This is a genomic window from Nocardia jiangxiensis NBRC 101359 (assembly GCF_000308615.1).
Lineage (GTDB): Bacteria > Actinomycetota > Actinomycetes > Mycobacteriales > Mycobacteriaceae > Nocardia > Nocardia jiangxiensis.
Map to the genome: position 1 here is coordinate 1 of NZ_BAGB01000154.1, position 18,204 is coordinate 18,204.

An 18,204-nucleotide genomic window follows, 5' to 3' on the forward strand; every position below is an offset into this window, starting at 1 on the left:
CCCGCACACGCTCAACACACGTCCGCGAAAGACGCTCGGGTGGCGCACTCCGGCCGAGGCGATGGTCCACCACCTACAATTGCCCGAACGTAGAAGTGTTGCGACGACCAGTTGAATCCGCCCCTGCGGGCGGGGCCGTCTTCATGCAACGCGCTGTCATGCCACATACCGAGCGGTTTCCGTTGGTTGCGACGACAGCCCACGACCCGGGCGAGATCATCGCTGCCGCGTTAGACCAGGCCGAAACCCGCGACCCCACCCACGCCCGGACCTGGATCGTGCTGGTCGAAGGCGACTACGACCAGATCGACGCCATCGACGCCGAACCCGCCCGCCATGGCATCGACGTTCACATCGTGATCGACCTGTCCATGTGATCGAGTACACGTGGCGCGCCGCACGGTGTTTCCACACCGCCGCCGCCTCCGCCGCCGAGGACTGGGTCGCGACCCACGTCTTGGGACTGCTCGCCGGTCGTCCCCCCGCCGTCGCCGACGCCATCGAAGCCCAAGCTCCGACCTGCGGCAAATTCTGGAGGATCCTCGCCGCGGCTGGATCTGGCGCCACGATCACCAGCCCGGCGCGGTCTCGACTTTGCTCGCAGCGATGGCGGCGACCAGATCGGCATGGTCGGCGCGGGTTTGGCTGGCGTAGGCCTGAGCGAATTCCCCTATCCCGTGGGCGAAGGCACTGCCCTTGCCGATATAGGCGGCGATGGCTGCGGGATCGCCGGTGCGGGCATGGGCCTTGGCCAGGGCGTGGGCGCACGCCCCGGCGAATTCGGTGAGGTATGGGGTGATCTGGCGGCCGTCCGGGATGACCTTCATGTCGCGGAACTGCCGCACGTAGAAGTCGAGCCCATCCAGCCGGGTCCAGCCGGTGAACAGGTCGGTCGCCGACTGCATCAGATGCTGGCCGAGCACCACACGGTGCCCGTGGTTGGTCTGCGCGCTCGGTTCGAGGTGCGCTTCGTAGACCGAGGCGCCGGCCTGCTTGACCTGGAGAAACAGCGGCGCTTCCCCACTACGGCCCTCAGCCAGCAGCAGAAATACGCGCATACCGACACTGCCTACACCGACGACCTGCCGTACCACATCCGACAGGGTGAATCGGTCGAACAGGTGGATGAGCTGCTCGGGCACGGACGAGGAGTAGGTTTCGAACACCTGGCGAGCGATCTCGGCCTCGTCGCGGTGTTCCGGCCTGTCCAGATGCACTCGAAACGGCGGCTTCTCGATGATCCGGCGGCGGCCGTCGCGGATTTCGGTCATCTTCCGGAATGCTCCGGCGCTAGTGCGGTCCTCGGCCTGTTCGGCGACCCAGGCGCGCACCTCCTTGCGGTCCCGAGGAGCCAGTGAGGCGAGCGGGGTGGACGCGTCGATGCGGTCGTACCAGACGTCGAGTTCGGACATTCTGGCGTAGCTGCGCATATGCGCTTGGTAGGAGGCGACCGCGGCAGTGACGGCGGCGCCGGCCGTATTGTCGGGTAGCGCGTTCTCTTGTGCGCACACCACCAGGCTTGCGGCCAGCCGTTTGACGTCCCATTCGAACGGGCCGGGCAGCGTCTCGTCGAAGTCTCGCAGATCGAACAGCAGGTTCCGCTCGGGCGAGGCCCACAGTCCGTAGTTGAGCACATGCGCATCACCGCACAACTGCACCGTCAATCCGGTGTTGGGCGACAAATCCAGGTCGGCCGCCATCACCGCCGCCGCACCCCGCAGATAGGTCCACGGCGAGGTGCTCATCCGGCCGTAGCGGATCGGGAGCAGGTCCGGGACCCGCTCGGCGTGCTGAGAGAACAGGATCTCGAGCGCGCTGCATGCTCGGCGCGCCGGATCCCATTCGGCCAGAGTCCGGCGTGGCACAACCTTGCGTGCGGCGCGCCCGGTCGCGGTGGCCCCCTTGATTGCTGTGCTGCCCGGCATGCGGTTCTCCTCGAATTCGTCGGAGACTACTGCGCGGTGCGCCGCAGCCGGCGCGAGATATTTGATTATAGACCGGGTGCGGTGAAGCGATCACTGCCACCGTCGACTCCACCGGCCGTCTGCGTGACTTCGAACTACCCACGAACACACCGTGTTTCGGCGGTCGTCGTAGGGCAGCACTAAGGGGGCCGAATCGGCTCACAGGGTAGCGCTTGGGACTAGTGTCGAGCGTAGGCGTGCCGGGAAGTCCGGTCGGCGAGTTTACGTTCGTCGTCGCGCAAGGAGTTCACGGTGAATGGCAAGATGCTCGATTTCATTCTGATCGCCGTCGTGGCAGTAGTTTTTCTCGGGTTCGCGATCTTTCATCCCGGTGTGGGGAATGCCATTGTGGCGTGGCTGGGGCTGGTAGGTCTGGGCTACTACAACACTGTCGTGCGTCATGACCCTGCACTCGTGGATAGGCTCGGTCGCCTGGAGCGACCGGTCGATCACTCGACGACGTTGCGCGCCTGGTGGCGTTGACAAGCGAGCTGATCAGGGCGCTGCGCACCCGTGTGCAAAGGTGCTCGGTGATCCTGGCTACGGGCATGCAGCGTATGGGTTTCGTCAAGAACGCCGGGTGAATCGGGGGCATATCGTCAAACCGGGACGAGGTGCTGAGCGACCGACCATAAAGCGTGCGGGATTCGGTGGGCCCGTAGGGGTCCGGCGAGTGTTCTGAGTGTCCGCGCCCGCCACCTGGCCGACGACGGCGCAACCGTAATCGTGCACGCCCCCGACCGGGTAGCCGGCGACCGCGTGCTGGAGGAACTGGTCAAAGACGGAGCCGAACCGTTGCGGCTACGGCTGGTCGTCTCCGACTTCGCCCGGATGTGCGAGGTGTTCGACCTTGCCGGTGAGCTCGCCCGTACCGTGCCTGCTTTGGGTCGTCGGAGTCGGCCGCGACGGCACCATCCGGGCCGATACCTTCGGCGGATACAAGGTCTTCCGGAATCCCCAGCGCGAATGACTTGCAGTTTGGCGAAATATAGTGCGTCGTAATAGTTCTCGATGACACACGCCTTGTCGCTCGCGGCAGGCGGACTCGGATCGAGCCGACGCTTCGACTCCTGCGTCTCGGTCTCCACCATCGCGGCATCCGTCGGGTACTTCAGCCCCGCACAGTTCAGTCGCGACTACAAGCGCGCGTTCGGCTCGACGCCGTCACAGGACACCACCGAAGTCCGTATCGCTGAGGGTGTATACCTGCCTTCACCGCACGCCGCACCGGCGGGCGTAGTGCAGCTTGTCGATGACCGCCCCACCGACCGTGAGGTGTGGCGGGACACCTCTGATGCAACACCAGACCCAGTCGGCATGACCCTTTACGGGAACAGGACGCGAAAATAGTCCCTGAACATCCTGAACGCGCCCGTCCATGTCATGGGTAGAAGAGTGCCAGCGGCAGGTTAGCGACTTTCGTCGACTACCGCCAGGGCGCTGATCTCGAAGAGGACCCCTGGCCGGAGGCCCGCTGTCACCGTTGTGCGTGCGGGGCGTGGCTCGGTGAAGTATTGCGAATATACGTTGTTCATCGGTTTGAAGTGTTCTTCGCTTGCGATGTAGACATCGACGGAAAGCACATCGTCGAGGTTCGCGCCGTATGTATCCAAGGCCCGTTCGAGGTTTTCGAACGCGAGGTGAATTTGTGCTTCGAGTCCTTCGGCGAGCGTCCGGTCCAGGTGGTATCCGCATTGGCCGGAGATCGCGACCATTCGGCCGATCCGGGCGCCCGGAGAGTACGGGCCGCCCGGTGCGGGACCGGAGTAGTGGGAATCTGGTGCTGTTCGTGGCATGGCTTGCTCCGTAAAGGTCTTCGTCGGTGATCAGAAGAAGGTCATCACGGCGTCGATGACGTTATCGTCGTCGTCGATGATCGGAAGAAGGCGGGTCTTGTCGAAAGCCGTGCAGGGATGCGACATTCCCAGCACGACGATATCGCCCGGTCGGAGAGGGGTATCGGCCGGAAGGGTCAGGTGAGCATGTTGGTCCATCATTTTGTGGATGTGGGCGGCGCTCAGGTCGACGGTGCGGGAGCCATCGGCGGGATGGGCCTGGAGCGGAACCGGAAGGCTGACATCGTAGGGAAGATCGCGTTTACCGGCACCGAGGATGGCTAATCCGGGCTCCGGCCGTGACAGGACTCTCGCCCACCCGTGTAGAGCGTTTTCCAGGTGCAGTGGCTCGTTCGCGTCTCGGCGGCCGTCGAGGGGCGACATGTGGTGGTACTTGCCCAGGTCGTGTGTGAGATAACATCCGCTGCGCACTATCAGTCGCACCGGAATGTCCAGGTGCTCCCAATTGCCGAGTTGGGCGACGACCCGGTCGAAATAGGCGCTGCCACCAGCGGTGACGGTAATCGGCTCCGTTCCGAACAGCTTCTCGGCGGCGATCTGGGTGACCACATCCCGAATCTGGCCGAAGACCTTGTCGATGGCCTGCATATCCTCGGGGCTGATGCCGCCGGTGATGAGCCCTTCGTAGATCTCGACTCCTGCGAGCACGAGGTGCCGGGATGCCGCGACGGCCCTGGCCACGGCCAGGGCCTGTTCGGTCGTGCGGGCTCCGGCTCTACCGCCGTCGACGCCGATCTCGAGCAGGACGGGCAGCTTGCCGCGATGCGTAACGGTGTCGAGAACCTGGTCGGCCCCGGCGATCGCGCCGGGGTCGTCGACGAGGGAGAAGAACTCGAACGAGTCGTCGGCTTCTCGTTGCTCGGCGACCCAGCGCCAGGCATCGGGTTCGACGAGCTGGTTGGCGAGGATGATTCGACCGACCCCGAATTTGCGCATGACGGCAGCCTGTGACGGCGTTGCGGCTGTCATTCCCCACGCGCCGGCGGCCAACTGGCGCTCGAACAGCTGAGGTGCCATCGTCGTCTTGCCGTGCGGGGCGAGTAGCGCGCCGTGGCGCGCGCAGTACTGCGCCATGGCAACGAGATTGTTGTCGAGGGCGCTCTGTCGCAGAGTCGTCACCGGCAGGGACAGGTCACCGCGCGCGACGTTCCAGCCTTGCGCCCCGATTTCGGACAGCCTGAGTTCCGTGCCCAGGGGAATTCCCTTGTACCGGTGGTCGATCGTGCTGCGGCCGAGTTCGGTCAAAGATAGATGTGGCATGGTGATCACTCGCCTTGTCGAACAGTATTGGTCAGGTTCCCGATTCCGGGGATGCGGCACTCCATCACGTCGCCGTCCTGGACGACGAGTGCACCGGGAGTGCCGGTGGAAACGATGTCGCCGGGAAACAGAGGCATCATCCGACTGTGAAAACTCACCAGGAATTCGGGACTGTAGGTCATATTTGCCACCGTGTTCGTACGTACCTCTTCCCCGTCGTTGCGTACGGTGCTAACGGTGATGTTGTCCAGGGAGCCGTGGACATCGAGCGCATGATCGAGGGGTACCAGGAGCGGCCCGAAGGAGAAGAACGAGACAAAGTTCTTCGCGCGGGTGAGAAAGCGCGGGTTCCGCCGGAGGATGTCCTCGGCCGTTTGATCCAGGATGGTGCACACGCCCCATACATAGTTCAGCGCGTCCTCTTCGGATACGTTGCGAGCGGTCCGTCCGATTATCAGGCCCAGTTCCGCCTCCGCGGTAACCCGTGTGCTCTGTGTGGGGATCACGATGTCGTCGCCGGTCCCGATAATGGTGTGATCCGCCTTGATGAACGACGCCGGCTCGGTAGGAACCGACTCGTCGAGATCGCCGGCGTGGTCCCGGTAATTGAGCCCGATTCCCCAGATCTTGCGCGGTGAGCGGTACGGCGCGGTGAAGGTGAATCGGCTCGCTGGCTCGAACTGGTCGTCGCTTACTGTGGCCGCCCGGCGCCGGAGCCCGAGTGTCACGTCGCGCTTCACCAACTCCATCGCGTCGCCGTCGAACGCGGAATCCAATACTCGAGGACGCAGGACACCTTTCTGCTCGTGCACGAAGACCGGCGTCTCCACGGTGCCCTCTCGGACGGACGCAATGAACATGATGCTTTCCTAATCGGTTGCCAAATAATCAGAGAGATTGCAGATGAGAATTCCCATAATTGTTCGCATTACAGCGGGTCTTATCTCGTCGTCACTCGACCAGAGCGTCCCGGCGGGACGAGAGCCGGGCGCGGAAGGGCCCGCACCGGCGTACCGGTCGGTGGGACGACTCGCTCAGCTCGGAAGAGCTTCGAGGTGTTCGCGCAGCAGTGGAGCCAGCCGTGCGGGCATCGCCGCCGCTGGTGGTCGTGGCGCCGGGCTGCTGAAGATGCCACGGTGATTCAGGCTTGCCTTACGAATGGCGAGCCCGATGCGGGGTTGCGCTTCGAAGTTGATCAAGGGGAGCCAGGGTAGGAATGCCTGACGTGCAGCGGCGTAGCCGTGGTCGAACCACGCATTCACGGTTGCTGCGAGGCCCTCGGGATACGAGAATCCGGTCATCGCGCCCGCAGCGCCGGCCATGAGTTCATCGAGCAAGCCGATACCACCCAGGCCACCGAAGACGGGCACGTCGGTCCCCGCGGTGAGTTCGGCAATCGCCGCGGAGGTCGGCGGAGCCTCGGATTTCACCGCCACCACGAACGCGCATCCGATGATGGCCGAGAGTAGTTCGCTCGGCGCGATCGTGACTCCGCTGACGACCGGGTAGTCCTGGACGACCACACCGGCACCGGTCGCATCATGAACAGCCTGGAGATGGTCGGTCAACGCCTGCGGATCGCTGGTGGGCACCTGTAGCATCAGTGAGTTCGACGCAGTTTCGGAGGCGGCGAGGAGGTCACGGGCGGCGTCGATGACCTCGCGGGTTTCGCGTTCGGCGATACCGATGACCAGCGGAAGATCTGGTGCCTCACGGCTGACGATCTCGACGACGCGATGCCGTTCCTCCCGACTGAGCCGGGCGCTTTCTCCGAATACTCCGAGTGCCACCAACCCGATCGAGCCGGCCGCTTGGTGCAGGTGCACCTGGCGGCGTAGGGCTTCCTCGTCGATGGCTAAGTCGTCGCCGTGGAACGGTGTGGCCAGTACACCCCACAGGCCTCGCTGTAAAGGTTCGATCGGCATGAGAACGGGAACATTCCTTCCATTGGCGGGACCTCCACCGGCTGGGGTGCGCTCAGGCTGTGGTTCCCGCGCCGACGGACGCGGTCTCCGCGTCTGCGGGCTGGGCAGTAACCGGCCGTGCGGAGAGTACGAGAGACATGACATGGTGGATGTGTTCGGTGAGCGCCTTGCTCGCTACGTCGGGATTGCCGGCCCGGATGGCTTCCGCCACGACGAGGTGTTCCCGCGCACAGGACGCGGAGTCCCCGGAGGGGGCGACGTCGCGCTCACGCAGGGCGGAGGTGAGCACGAGTGAGTCCTCGATCGACTGCTGCAAGATCACATTGTGAGTCGCGGCTGCGATCGCCTGGTGGAACTTCCGGTCGTACCGGCGAAATCCTTCGCCGTCGTGCTGCTCGGCGTGCTCGAGCGAGGTATGCGCCAAAACCAGGATGTGCTCGTGTTCTTCGGTCGACGCACGGTGTGCCGCATAGCGTCCGGCGACCCCTTCGATACCGGCCCGGAACTCGTACGCGTCGCGAATGGCCTTGACCGACGGCCGGACAACACGCAGCCCGCGCTGCGTCGACTCCACCAGGCCGATGTGCCGCAGGCGCAACAACGCTTCGCGTACCGGCGTCTTGCTCACATTGAGTTGTGCGGCTACCGATGCCTCGCTGATCCGGCTGCCCGGCGCGAGAGTCGCATCGACGATGCTGTCGCGGATGGCCTCGAACACCATCGATGTGAGGTTGTCGGGCCGGGCAGGCAAGGCTTGAAGTTCGTTCGGCGACATAGCTTCGAAGCATACCGTATCCGGCACATCAAAATCCTGTGCGCCAGCATGTTTCGGGCGGCTGCGCGAGCTACAAGAGGCGTTTAGCAACACTCATATATCGTATCTCATCCTGCTGAACTATTCACAATATGGCTCTGAGCTGCATATATCATGCAGATAAGGCCAGTTTGTCGCCTCTTCAAGGAGCGAAGTTGTTGACCGGAGCGGTCGACGGTGTATGGTATGCGGCGTAAGTCGGACCTGCGCGCTGAGCCGGTGGTGTTCGGCGGATATCGCGCGGCTTCTGCGCATTTCGTACGCCATCGAGGAAGGCATCCACTCCAGTGCAAGCAGAACTTCCAGAACGCCTCCCTGCCTTCGAGGCATTGGATCGGCTCGCTATCACCGAGATGCGACCACCGACCAGCCCCGCGGGGGTGATGGGTCCGTTCTATCGCATGGTGCGGTCGACGGACGTCGAGCCGCTGACCTATCAGATCGCACACGCCGTACTACAGCGGGCCGGCCAGCGTGCGTTGATCATCACGGGTCTGGTCGACGAGGTGCGTTTCCCGTGCGGTGAGATCGACGGGCCCATCGGGTCGATCGCATTGGCGCGCGCGCTCGTCGCGCTCGGCTGGGACGTCACGATCATCGTCGACGCGGAAGCGCACACGCCGGTACGAGCGGTACTCGACCTTGCCGACCTGCCCGCGGTGACGTTGATCGCCGGAGACTTCCCCGATCTGGACACGGCACGTAAATTCGGCGCCGGCTTCGATGTGGTGTTCGCGGTCGAAAAGCTGGGCCGCAATGCGAAGGGGGTTCGCCACCTGGTGTGGGGCACTCCCAGCCCTGCCGGCGACCCTTACAGCGACGAGTATGTCCTCGCTGCCATGGAAGCGGGGGCGCTCACCATCGGCATCGGCGATAACGGCAACGAAATCGGATTCGGAAAGTTGCCGCGCTCAGCGGCGCAGATCACGCCGCGGGGCGTCGAGTGTGGTTGCCCCTGCGGTGCGGGAATTTTCAGCGTTACACCATGTGATCATCTTCTTCCGGCGTCGGTATCCAATCTGGGCTGTTACACATTGGCGGCGGCGCTGGCCCTGCTGTCCGGGCGTGCCGAACTGGCCGTGTCCGGCGAGGAGATCCAGGCCTGGACCGAATGTGGTCTCGATGCAGGGCTTCGCTCCGGCGGAGTGGACGAGGTCGACTTCCGCGGTGACGACGGCATTCCCGTCCGGTACGTCGCCGCCCACGCCGAGTTGATTGCCGGGGTGGTCCACCAAGGGCTGCTCGGCGACGCGTGGATCGCAACCCCCGAACACTGATTCATTACGACAAGAGGAGGAGCCACTGTGGAATTAGGCCTCAAGGACAAAGTTGCCCTCGTGCTCGGCGGCGGGGGTGGTCTCGGCAGCGCCATCGCGACCACGTTGGCAGCCGAAGGGGCGAAAATCGCCGTCGCCGACCATAGCCATGATGCACTGAAAAAGGTAGCCGCGAACCTGGACACGACTGCCGCGGAATATCTGAGCCTCGATTGGGATCTCGGAGATCTTTCGCGTATCGACCCGAACATCGAGGCGATCGAAAGCGAGCTGGGATCCGTCGATGTGTTGGTCAACATCACGGGAGGGCCGCCGCCAACTCCTGTCTCCGGGCAAGACGGTCAGCTGTGGTCGGACCAGTTCCGCTCCATGGTGCTCTCGGTAATCGCGATCACCGATCGCATACTGCCGACCATGCGCGAACAAGGCTGGGGCCGGGTTATCACCAGCACGTCCTCCGGCGTCCTGGAACCGATACCGAACCTCGGACTCTCCAATGCGTTGCGTTCCAGCCTCGTGGGGTGGTCCAAGACTCTCGCCCGCGAGATCGGGCGCGATGGCGTCACCGCCAACATCGTTGTACCTGGCCGAATCGGTACCGACCGCATCAACTTCCTCGACCGCGCCAAGGCCGAACGAGAAGGCCGGACCGTGGACGAGGTAGCCCGGGCGAGCACTGATTCGATTCCGCTGGGCCGGTACGGGAACCCGCAGGAATACGCCGACACCATCGCATTCTTGGCCAGCACCCGCGCCTCTTACATCACCGGATCGATTATCCGTGTCGACGGTGGAATGCTTGCCAGCATCTAACACATCGCAAACCCGCTCGATCGAGCTACACACCACACATTTCGGGCACAAGCCCGGCAAACATCACCGCTAGGCCGACTTCCGTTCAATGGCATAGTCTATAGCGTCACCGAATGCAATATCGAAATGGAATTGCACAATGGAGTCTTCCATATCATCACAATCTATCCAACCGATGAGATCCCGAGATGCGTTGGCGAAACGCATCTACAATAAGATATCCTGGCGACTGTTCCCGCTGGTCATCGCATGCTACTTCATATCATTTCTCGACCGGACCAATATTGGCATCGCACAGCTCCAGATGAACAAACAATTGGGTCTGGGTGATGCAGCGTTCGGTCTGGGTGCAGGAGTATTCTTCATTGCATACTTGATTTTCGAGGTGCCCAGCAATCTCTATATGCACAAGGTGGGCGCAAAGAAGACCATCATGCGAATCATGATTCTCTGGGGACTGGTCTCCATCTGTTTCATGTTCGTCCAGAATCCGACCGAGTTCCTCATATTGCGATTCCTCTTGGGCGCTACGGAGGCGGGATTCTTTCCTGGAATGATCCTCTACCTGACCTATTGGTACCCCTCTGAGTGGAGAGCTCGGGCAGTGGCGATTTTCATCGTCGCCCAGCCGGCGTCGGGTCTGGTCGGCGCCCCCCTCGGCGGGTGGATCCTGAAGGCATTCGATCATGTCGGCGGGCTGTCGGGATGGAGATGGCTATTCTTTGTCGAGGGCGTACCGGCGGTGATTCTCGGTATCGCGGTCCTCTGGCTTCTCGCGGATGGCCCACGGCAGGTCAAGTGGTTGACGGAGGACGAGAAAAATTTCGTCATCGGAAACCTTGCCCGGGAACACGAGCAGAAAAAAACGCTCGTGCCACACTCACTCCGGGAGCTTGTCCGAAATGGTCGGGTGGTTCTGCTGGTGGTGCTGGTATTTGCGGAATCCATGGGCTTGTACGGACTGACGTTCTACCTTCCCACACTGGTTAAAGGGGCAGGTATTCACAGCTCCGTCACGATCGGGTTCATCACCGCAATCCCATTTCTGTGCGGGATGATTGCGATGGTGCTGGTGAGCCGCAGTTCTGACCGGCGGCGAGAAAGGAGATGGCACCTCAGCATCCCATTCGTCGTATCAGCGGTGGGACTTTCCGCGAGTGCAGTATTGGGCGGAAATCACACTGTACCGGCGATCATTGCCCTCTGTGTGGCGGCTGCCGGTGTGTACACGGTCTCTGCGCTCTGCTGGAACTTGCCGCCCGCATTCTTCGCCGGTACAGCAGCAGCGGCAGGGATTGCCGCCATCAACTCGCTCGGTAATCTCGGTGGCTTTGTCAGCCCCTACCTGATCGGAATGTCCCAGTCGATGGGTGGCGGTACCTCGGTCGGTCTCTACATCCTGAGTGCCGTGCTGGTCATCGGTGCCATCCTCACCCACCGGATCCCCGCTCATATGGTGAATCGCTGAAGTCATCTGGCACAACCTCGGCGAGGCGGTCGAACGCACCGTGGCACGCCACCGCGCCAGCCTGGCCGCCGCAGCGACCACCGAACCCGAACCGCAGAATCCGCCCGACATCACCGAGATCGCCGCAATGGACCTATACCGGCATCGTCCTCATCGTGGTCGGTGTCGCCGCGCTCGTGGTGACGGTGATGCGATCCTGGGCGCGCTGACTCTCCGTAGGCTGGCGCCCGGGATCGCCACCGATCCATTGATCGGTGAGCTGTATCTCGGGACCGCCGAATCCGCCCGCTGAGCTCAGGCGGCCCGGAACGTCTGCCGGATGCGCCCGATACCCTCGATCTCGAGCTCGACGACATCGCCGGGGCGCAGATAGGGGAATCGGCCCGACAGCGCCACGCCCTCGGGGGTGCCGGTGTTGATGATGTCGCCCGGCTCGAGGACCGCGAACTGGGACAGATGCCAGATCAGGTAGGCGACGTCGAAGATGAGGTCGGCGGTCGAGGAGTCCTGGCGCGGTTCGCCGTTGACGAACGAGCGCAGCCGCAGATCCTTCGGGTTCAGCTCGGCCGCGGGCACCAGGGCCGGGCCCAGCGGGTTGAAGGTCTCGCAGCACTTGCCCTTGGACCACTGTCCGCCGGACTCCTCCAGCTGGAATGCGCGCTCGGAGACGTCGTTGGAGATGGTATATCCCGCAACGTATTTCAGCGCCTCGTCGGGCGAATCCAGGTAGCGGGCGCGGGCGCCGATCACGACCGCGAGCTCCACCTCCCAATCCGTCTTCTCCGAGCCGCGCGGGATCAGTACGTCGTCGTACGGGCCGGTCACCGTATTGGGGGTTTTGAAGAACAGTACCGGAACCTTCGGCGGCTCGGAGCCGGATTCGGCGGCGTGCGCGGCGTAGTTCATGCCGATGCACCACACCGCCTGCGGTCGCGCGATCGGTGCGCCGATGCGTTCACCGGAGATGTCCACGGGGGAAAGGGTTCCCGAGGCCAGCGCCGCGGTCACCGCCGAGATCCCGTTGGCCGCGAGAAATTCGCCGTCGACGTCCCGGGTGAGCGGGGACAGGTCATAGGCCTGCTCCCCATCGATGACCACCGGACGTTCGGCGCCGGCCGCGCCGACCCGCTGCAACTTCACGCACTGACTCCTTCACTGTGAGAATGGAAAATACCCGCCGGGGCGGGGAGTTTATAGACTCGCGAGGCCGTGCCCGACAACACCGTGCTGCGGTCGCTGGGCGACAAGCCCGCCAGGGTGCCGAGGGTGGCCCGCCAGACCTCGGAATAGGATGCTGTGGTCAGGGTGAAGGGCCAATCGCCGCCGACCATGAGCCGATCCGGCCCGAACGCCTCCAGCGCATGGTCGACGTACCGTTGCCAGTCCGCGGCGGTGAATCCGGGCCCGGAAACCGTTGCCAGGCCGGAGATCTTGGCCACCACATTCGGCGGCGCGGCCGCGGCGGCCAGCAGATCCGCCCACGGCTGCCACTCTCCGGCGGCGATCGGCGGCTTGCCCAGATGATCGAGAACGATGCTGAGCGTGGGGTGTTCGGCCGCGATCACCGGGACCTGCGCCAGCAATTCGAGGGTCTCGGCCACCGCGTCGAAGCTGAGCCCGGCCTCGGCCAGTAGGGCCAGGCTCCGCGAAACCTCCGGGCGCAGCAGATATGCCGGGTCGGGGTCGCGATGGATCATGTGCCGCACCCCGGCGAATCCGGGCTGCCGCAGCCGCGTGAGCTCGGCGGCGGTGCGGTCGGGATCGTGCAGAGGCAGCCAGCCCACGACTCCGGCCGGGCAGGGCGACGTGGCCGCCGCGTCGAGCAGGGCGTGTGATTCGGCGAGCGAATCGGAGGCCTGCACGAGCACCAGGGCCCCGATTTCGTGTTCGCCCAGCTGTGGCTCGAGGTCGTCGAGGGTGTAGCTTTGATATAAGACATCCGATGTTTCTGTGAGCCAGTCGTACTCGACGTGGAATTTTCCGCCGGTGATATCCCAGACATGGACATGGGCGTCTACAGTCATCGGAGGCATGGGTTCACATCCTCGGAAGCGAAGGTACGGGTTTGTCGGTCACGGACGACGCGATAGCGAAGATCAAGGCGATGATCGTCTCGGGCGATCTGCGCCCGGGTTCCCGGCTGCCGCGCGAGGCCGATCTGGCCGCCGAACTCGGCGTATCGCGAAATTCGCTGCGGGAGGCCGTGCGCGCGCTGTCGCTGGTGCGCATCCTGGACGTGCGCCAGGGCGACGGTACGTATGTGTCGAGCCTGGAACCGAATTCGCTGCTCGACGCGATGAGCTTCCTGCTGGAATTTCACCAGGACTCCTCGGTGCTCGACATTCTGGGCGTGCGGCGCATTCTGGAGCCCGCGGCCACGGCCCTGGCGGCCCAGAAGATGTCCGACGAGGAGATCGCCCACCTGCGCACGCTGGTGGAGCCCGAGGGGACCTCGGTGACCGATCTGGTTGCCCTGGATCTGAACTTCCACGCCGCCATTGCGAGCGGCTCGGGGAATAAGATGCTTGCCTCGCTGCTGGATTCGCTGTCCATGCCGACCACGCGGGCGCGGATCTGGCGCGGTGTCACCGAGGAGGGCGCGTACGAGCGGACCGTCTCCGAGCATCGCGGCATCTGCGATGCCATTGTCGCGCGCGATCCACAACTTGCGCAGGCGCGAGCGGTGGCGCACGTCGCCGGGGTCATGGAGTGGTTGCAGCGGGCCGCGGGCTGAGCGGTGGCACGGGGCCGGGCGCAGCGACCGGTTCGGGCGTCGCGGCGGCGCGGGACGTCGTGCGCGGACCGTGAGCCGTCGAGGGACGAGGCGGATCTGCGACATGCCGTGGCGCCAGGGGTGCTGCCGCTCACCAGAGTGCTCCGCCTTCGAGTTCTGTCCACAGCTCCTCGGGCACGGGAACGTTCAGCATTGCGACGCTGTCCTCGATCTCCGCGCGCGTGCCCGAGCCCAGCACGATCGCCCGCACCGCCGGATGGCGCCGCGGGAACTGCATGGCCGCCGCCCGCAGCGGCACACCGTATGCGGCGCAGGCGGTCTCCATGGCCTGGGCCCGGGCGATGACCTCCGGATCAGCCGCGACGTAGTCGAAGGTACCCTGCCGCAGCGGATCCGCCAGAATTCCGCTGTTGAGCACCCCGGCCACGCGCACCCGGATGCCGCGGCGCGCGCACTCGGTCAGGAGTTCGGTCTCGGCACGCCGGTCCAGCAGCGAATACCGCCCAGCGATCAGCACCTCATCGATCGGGGCCTCCCGGACGAACCGCAGCGCGGTCTCCACGTGATTCACGCCGACGCCGATGCCGGTCGTGAGTCCCTGCGCACGCAGCCGCTCGAGTTCGGGCACGGCCTCGGTGAGGGCCTGGTCCATATGCTCCTCCGGATCGTGGATCAGCAGCTGATCCACCCGATCCAGGCCCAGTCGGCGCAGCGACTCCTCCAGTGAGCGTCGTACGCCGGCCGCCGAATAGTCGCGCACGCGTGAGCGTTTGGGTGCGCCGTAGAATTCCTCCGCACCGTCGAGTGCGTCCGGATCGCAGTAGAGTAAGCGGCCGACCTTGGTGGAGACGGCGTACGAGGCCCGGTCGCGTGTGCGCAGGAACCGGCCCAGCCGCTCCTCGCTGAGCCCGCCGCCGTAGTGCGGGGCGGTGTCGAAGGCACGAATGCCGTTGTCCCACGCGGCGGTCAGGGCATCGGCGGCGCTGGACTCGTCGACCGCACGGTAAAGTCCCGCGTATCCGGCACCGCCGAGTACTACTCTTGTGCAGTCGTGGTCCGCCGTCGAGGAGCTGAGGGCCACATTCGCATCCTCATTCACTTCCGGCACCTGCCGTCGCGTCGAACGTCGGCCGTAGCGGCCATCTCATCATGCCGACTCCGTCGGATTGAGCTCCCACACCACCGCAAGCCCCGCATCGCGGTCCGAATAATCGTGCGGCACATCCAGATAGCCGCCCATCCGTGCCTGCCAGGCGATGTTCACCGGCATGCCAGCCAGCCGCTCGAGCAGCAGATCGTAGGACTCGCAGTCGATTACGTGAAACAGGTCCGCGCCGCTGCGCCAGATGGTCCAGTCGGTGGCTCCCGCAGCACGGATGGCGGCCACGAGTGCAGGCGGGACCTCCCGATGGGCGCCCTCGTACTCGTCCTCCGCGCCCGGTTTGAGTTTGGTGTGCAAGGCGATTCGCATGACGTTCACTCCTGCCGGCGGCCGCTGGCGATGCGGGTGATCATGAGCGCGACCAGGATCAGCGCGCCGTTGATGAACTTCAGCGAATCGGCGCTGACCCCACCGTAGGAGAGCAGCTTCTCGATCAGCGTCAGGATCGTGATGCCGAAGAACGCGCCCAGCACCGAACCGCGCCCGCCGTTGAGCGAGACGCCGCCGATCACGCAGGCGGCGAACACGTCGAAGATCATGCCGTTGCCCTGGGCGACCTGCACGCTGGCGAACTGCCCCGAGTAGATGAGCCCGCCGATCGCGGCCAGCACCCCGGCGATGATCAGCACCGAGATCACCACGCGATCGGTGCGGATGCCCGCCGCGCGGGCCGCGCCCTGATTGCCGCCCACCGCGTACAGCGCGCGCCCGGCGGTGGTGTAGTTGAGCACCAGATAGCCGATGACGAACAGCCCGAGGCAGATCACCACGTTCACCGGCACCCCGCCGATGCGCGAATTGCCGAGCCAGAGCACCGAATCGGGAATCTTCGTGAGGGTGAAGCCGCCGGTGAGGAAGGTCAGCAGGCCGCGCAGCGCGATCTGCATCGCGAGCGTGACGATGAATCCGTTGAGCCCGAACCGCACGATCAGCAGCCCGTTCGCCACGCCGACCACCAGCCCGACGACCAGCGCGATCGGGATCGTCATCCACGGCGAGGCCCAGGTGAAGGCGCCGACCTTGGCGGTGCCCATGGTGACCCAGATCGCGACGCCGGGCGCCAGGCCGAAGGTCGACTCCAGCGACAGATCCATATAGCCGACGACCAGCACCAGCACCTCGGCCAGAACGAGCAGCGCGATGCCGCTCATGGTGGTGAGCACATTGGTCAGGTTGGCCCCGGAGATGAAGCTCGAATTGATGAAATACCCGACGATCAGCACCAGCACGATCGGCGGCACCAGCAGGAAATCGCGGAGCGAGCCCCAGCGAATGGCGGGCCGCGAGCGTGGGCGCGGCGCGGTCGCCTCCGCGGTGTCGGATCCGGTCGCGATCTGCGTCATGTCAGTCAAGTCCTTCCATGGCGGCGACCAGTTCCCGGTCGTCCCAGCCCTTCTCGTATTCGGCGTGCATGGCGCCCTGGAGCATCACGTGCACGCGGTCGCAGTCGCGCAGATCGTCGAGTTCGTCGGAGACCACGAGCACCGCGGTGCCGCGATCGGCCGCGGCCCGCACGACGTCCAGCAGGGTCTGCTTGGAGCGCACGTCGACACCGGCGGTGGGGGTGATCAGCACCAGCACCGCCGGATCGGTGGCCAGCGCGCGGGCGAACACGAGCTTCTGCTGATTGCCGCCGGACAGCTCGGACACGCCCTGCCCGGGGCCCTCGGTCTTGATATCGAGATTCCCGATCGCCGTGCGCGCCAGCGCATCGCGGGTGTGGCGGGACAGCAGCCCGAGCGGGCCCAGCCTGCGGGGCACGGTCAGGGTGGCATTGTCGGCGACGCTCATCCCCAGGATCAGGCCCTCGTCGTGCCGGTCGCGGGGTACGAATCCGATGCCCGCGTCCAGCGCCGCGCGAACCCCGCCGCGGCGCAGCGGGACTCCCTTCACGATCACCGATCCGCCGCTCGCGCGCCGCAATCCGACGATCGTCTCGGCCACCTCCACGCGGCCGCTGCTGCCGCCCCCGGCCAGGCCGATCATCTCGCCCGGCCGGACCTCCAGCGCCACATCCGCGAATTCGCCGGTGCGGGTGAGATTTTCCAGGCGCAGCGCCGGGGCCGCGGCGGCATCGCGCCGCTCCCGCGGCACCACCTCGGAGAGCTCGGTCGAATCCCCGGTCATGGCGGCGATCAGATCCTGCTTGCCCAGCTCGGCGACCGGGGCGGTGACGATATGCCGCGCGTCGCGGAAAACCGTGACGTCGGAACAGATCTCGTACGTCTCGTCCAGGTGATGGGAGATGAACAGGAACGTCACCCCCTGCGCCTGCAGGTCCCGGATGCGGGCGAACAGCCGCTTGATCGCCACGCCGTCCAGCTGCGCGGTCGGCTCGTCCAGGATGATGAACCGGGTCCCGTGCGACAGGGACCGGGCGATCTCCACCAGCTGGCGATTCTCGACGGACAGGTCCCGGGCCGGGGTGTTGACGTCGACGGGCACCGACCAGGTGTCCAGCAGATCCCTGGCCCGGGATTTCATGGTGCGCCAGTTGATGAGCCCGCCCGTCACCCGACCGCCACCCCTCACGGAGTCGCTACGCGACGCTGTGTGTCTCATGCCCTGCCGGTTGATGAACAGATTCTCCGCCACCGACAGGTCCGGGACGATCGTCGAATGCTGGTACACACACGCCACGCGGGAGCGCCAGGCGTCGCGATCGCCCAGCGCGGGCGCGGGGCTGCCGCCGAAGCGCACCTCCCCCTCATCGGGAGGTGCGATTCCGGTCAGGATCGATACCAGCGTCGACTTCCCGGCGCCGTTGCGGCCGACCAGGGCGTGGGTCCGCCCGGCGGTCACCGCCAGCCGGACCCCGTTCAGAGCGATATTGCGCCCGAACCGCTTGGTGACGCCGACAGCCTCCGCGATCGGCGCCCCGGCGACCGGTGTGTGGTCCGAATTGGGTTCGGGCACTGCGGTTTCCGTCAC

At 65.0% G+C, this 18,204-nt stretch carries 20 protein-coding genes; 8 read left to right on the top strand and 12 right to left on the bottom strand.

The features are described 5' to 3' along the window. Positions 1 to 143: 143 nt before the first annotated feature. On the top strand, positions 144 to 377 hold the full coding sequence (locus ON40_RS36475; RefSeq protein WP_157186655.1) for a hypothetical protein: 234 nt from the start codon (positions 144 to 146) through the stop codon (positions 375 to 377). 192 nt (positions 378 to 569) lie between these two features. Here the strand turns inward: ON40_RS36475 and ON40_RS36480 are convergent, their stop codons facing one another. Next, positions 570 to 1,925 (bottom strand): DUF2252 domain-containing protein, encoded by a 1,356-nt coding sequence (locus tag ON40_RS36480; RefSeq protein ID WP_051194123.1) that lies wholly within the window; start codon positions 1,923 to 1,925, stop codon positions 570 to 572. Positions 1,926 to 2,216: 291 nt separating this feature from the next. Between ON40_RS36480 and ON40_RS36485 the strand changes: the two genes are divergently transcribed. Then, on the top strand, positions 2,217 to 2,447 hold the full coding sequence (locus tag ON40_RS36485; RefSeq protein WP_040829915.1) for a hypothetical protein: 231 nt from the start codon (positions 2,217 to 2,219) through the stop codon (positions 2,445 to 2,447). A 528-nt stretch (positions 2,448 to 2,975) separates the two neighbouring features. Further along, positions 2,976 to 3,314, top strand: coding sequence for an AraC family transcriptional regulator (locus ON40_RS56330; RefSeq protein WP_083896172.1), 339 nt, complete (start codon positions 2,976 to 2,978; stop codon positions 3,312 to 3,314). Positions 3,315 to 3,373: 59 nt separating this feature from the next. On the opposite strand, the gene ON40_RS36490 is transcribed toward ON40_RS56330, so the two are convergent. From ON40_RS36490 to ON40_RS36510, 5 genes are all read right to left on the bottom strand, one after another. Next, positions 3,374 to 3,760 carry a RidA family protein gene (locus ON40_RS36490; RefSeq protein ID WP_040829916.1) on the bottom strand — a complete coding sequence of 129 codons (387 nt, stop codon included), beginning with the start codon at positions 3,758 to 3,760 and terminating at the stop codon, positions 3,374 to 3,376. 30 nt (positions 3,761 to 3,790) lie between these two features. Continuing rightward, the gene (locus ON40_RS36495; protein ID WP_063713160.1) at positions 3,791 to 5,080 is read right to left on the bottom strand and encodes an alanine racemase; all 1,290 of its coding nucleotides are present in this window, start codon (positions 5,078 to 5,080) and stop codon (positions 3,791 to 3,793) included. A 5-nt stretch (positions 5,081 to 5,085) separates the two neighbouring features. After that, a complete protein-coding gene (locus ON40_RS36500) occupies positions 5,086 to 5,940 on the bottom strand; it encodes a fumarylacetoacetate hydrolase family protein (RefSeq protein WP_040829919.1) in 855 nt (284 codons plus the stop codon). 174 nt (positions 5,941 to 6,114) lie between these two features. Further along, positions 6,115 to 7,005, bottom strand: a complete 891-nt coding sequence (locus tag ON40_RS36505) for a dihydrodipicolinate synthase family protein (RefSeq protein WP_040829920.1) — start codon at positions 7,003 to 7,005, stop codon at positions 6,115 to 6,117. A 52-nt stretch (positions 7,006 to 7,057) separates the two neighbouring features. Beyond that, complete coding sequence (locus tag ON40_RS36510; RefSeq protein WP_040829921.1) at positions 7,058 to 7,780, bottom strand: GntR family transcriptional regulator; 723 nt, start codon at positions 7,778 to 7,780, stop codon at positions 7,058 to 7,060. A 440-nt stretch (positions 7,781 to 8,220) separates the two neighbouring features. Here ON40_RS36510 and ON40_RS36515 point away from each other — a divergent pair, with 440 nt between their 5' ends. The 4 genes from ON40_RS36515 (at position 8,221) to ON40_RS36530 (ending at position 11,669) form a co-directional block, all read left to right on the top strand. Next, complete coding sequence (locus ON40_RS36515) at positions 8,221 to 9,096, top strand: glutamate cyclase domain-containing protein (protein ID WP_169541966.1); 876 nt, start codon at positions 8,221 to 8,223, stop codon at positions 9,094 to 9,096. Between the two features lie 27 nt (positions 9,097 to 9,123). Continuing rightward, positions 9,124 to 9,909 carry an SDR family oxidoreductase gene (locus ON40_RS36520; protein WP_040829924.1) on the top strand — a complete coding sequence of 262 codons (786 nt, stop codon included), beginning with the start codon at positions 9,124 to 9,126 and terminating at the stop codon, positions 9,907 to 9,909. Between the two features lie 193 nt (positions 9,910 to 10,102). Further along, positions 10,103 to 11,377 (top strand): MFS transporter, encoded by a 1,275-nt coding sequence (locus ON40_RS36525; RefSeq protein WP_218008925.1) that lies wholly within the window; start codon positions 10,103 to 10,105, stop codon positions 11,375 to 11,377. 40 nt (positions 11,378 to 11,417) lie between these two features. Beyond that, positions 11,418 to 11,669, top strand: a complete 252-nt coding sequence (locus ON40_RS36530; protein WP_040829926.1) for a hypothetical protein — start codon at positions 11,418 to 11,420, stop codon at positions 11,667 to 11,669. A gap of 2 nt (positions 11,670 to 11,671) precedes the next feature. Here ON40_RS36530 and ON40_RS36535 read toward each other — a convergent pair whose 3' ends face one another. Both ON40_RS36535 and ON40_RS36540 read right to left on the bottom strand, forming a co-directional pair. Next, positions 11,672 to 12,517 carry a fumarylacetoacetate hydrolase family protein gene (locus ON40_RS36535; RefSeq protein ID WP_040829927.1) on the bottom strand — a complete coding sequence of 282 codons (846 nt, stop codon included), beginning with the start codon at positions 12,515 to 12,517 and terminating at the stop codon, positions 11,672 to 11,674. Continuing rightward, the gene (locus ON40_RS36540) at positions 12,514 to 13,401 is read right to left on the bottom strand and encodes an amidohydrolase family protein (protein ID WP_040829944.1); all 888 of its coding nucleotides are present in this window, start codon (positions 13,399 to 13,401) and stop codon (positions 12,514 to 12,516) included. Before ON40_RS36540 ends, ON40_RS36535 begins: the two co-directional genes overlap by 4 nt. Before the next feature lie 41 nt (positions 13,402 to 13,442). Here ON40_RS36540 and ON40_RS36545 point away from each other — a divergent pair, with 41 nt between their 5' ends. Beyond that, positions 13,443 to 14,111, top strand: coding sequence for a FadR/GntR family transcriptional regulator (locus ON40_RS36545; protein WP_040829928.1), 669 nt, complete (start codon positions 13,443 to 13,445; stop codon positions 14,109 to 14,111). Between the two features lie 130 nt (positions 14,112 to 14,241). Here the strand turns inward: ON40_RS36545 and ON40_RS36550 are convergent, their stop codons facing one another. The 4 genes from ON40_RS36550 to ON40_RS36565 are packed head-to-tail and all read right to left on the bottom strand — an operon-like array spanning position 14,242 to position 18,204. Further along, complete coding sequence (locus ON40_RS36550) at positions 14,242 to 15,210, bottom strand: aldo/keto reductase (protein WP_245568151.1); 969 nt, start codon at positions 15,208 to 15,210, stop codon at positions 14,242 to 14,244. A gap of 48 nt (positions 15,211 to 15,258) precedes the next feature. Next, positions 15,259 to 15,582 carry an L-rhamnose mutarotase gene (locus ON40_RS36555; RefSeq protein ID WP_040829946.1) on the bottom strand — a complete coding sequence of 108 codons (324 nt, stop codon included), beginning with the start codon at positions 15,580 to 15,582 and terminating at the stop codon, positions 15,259 to 15,261. A gap of 5 nt (positions 15,583 to 15,587) precedes the next feature. After that, the gene (locus ON40_RS36560) at positions 15,588 to 16,616 is read right to left on the bottom strand and encodes an ABC transporter permease (RefSeq protein WP_040829929.1); all 1,029 of its coding nucleotides are present in this window, start codon (positions 16,614 to 16,616) and stop codon (positions 15,588 to 15,590) included. Position 16,617: 1 nt separating this feature from the next. After that, positions 16,618 to 18,204, bottom strand: a complete 1,587-nt coding sequence (locus ON40_RS36565) for a sugar ABC transporter ATP-binding protein (RefSeq protein WP_083896174.1) — start codon at positions 18,202 to 18,204, stop codon at positions 16,618 to 16,620.

What these genes read in the sequence shown, in the direction of transcription:
- ON40_RS36500 (WP_040829919.1), bottom strand. Translation starts at nt 5,940, where the DNA reads ATGTTCATTGCGTCCGTCCGAGAGGGCACCGTGGAGACGCCGGTCTTC.
- ON40_RS36510 (WP_040829921.1), bottom strand. Translation starts at nt 7,780, where the DNA reads ATGTCGCCGAACGAACTTCAAGCCTTGCCTGCCCGGCCCGACAACCTC.
- ON40_RS56330 (WP_083896172.1), top strand. Translation starts at nt 2,976, where the DNA reads ATGACACACGCCTTGTCGCTCGCGGCAGGCGGACTCGGATCGAGCCGA.
- ON40_RS36495 (WP_063713160.1), bottom strand. Translation starts at nt 5,080, where the DNA reads ATGCCACATCTATCTTTGACCGAACTCGGCCGCAGCACGATCGACCAC.
- ON40_RS36540 (WP_040829944.1), bottom strand. Translation starts at nt 13,401, where the DNA reads ATGACTGTAGACGCCCATGTCCATGTCTGGGATATCACCGGCGGAAAA.
- ON40_RS36555 (WP_040829946.1), bottom strand. Translation starts at nt 15,582, where the DNA reads ATGCGAATCGCCTTGCACACCAAACTCAAACCGGGCGCGGAGGACGAG.
- ON40_RS36560 (WP_040829929.1), bottom strand. Translation starts at nt 16,616, where the DNA reads ATGACGCAGATCGCGACCGGATCCGACACCGCGGAGGCGACCGCGCCG.
- ON40_RS36515 (WP_169541966.1), top strand. Translation starts at nt 8,221, where the DNA reads ATGGTGCGGTCGACGGACGTCGAGCCGCTGACCTATCAGATCGCACAC.
- ON40_RS36505 (WP_040829920.1), bottom strand. Translation starts at nt 7,005, where the DNA reads ATGCCGATCGAACCTTTACAGCGAGGCCTGTGGGGTGTACTGGCCACA.
- ON40_RS36490 (WP_040829916.1), bottom strand. Translation starts at nt 3,760, where the DNA reads ATGCCACGAACAGCACCAGATTCCCACTACTCCGGTCCCGCACCGGGC.
- ON40_RS36480 (WP_051194123.1), bottom strand. Translation starts at nt 1,925, where the DNA reads ATGCCGGGCAGCACAGCAATCAAGGGGGCCACCGCGACCGGGCGCGCC.
- ON40_RS36475 (WP_157186655.1), top strand. Translation starts at nt 144, where the DNA reads ATGCAACGCGCTGTCATGCCACATACCGAGCGGTTTCCGTTGGTTGCG.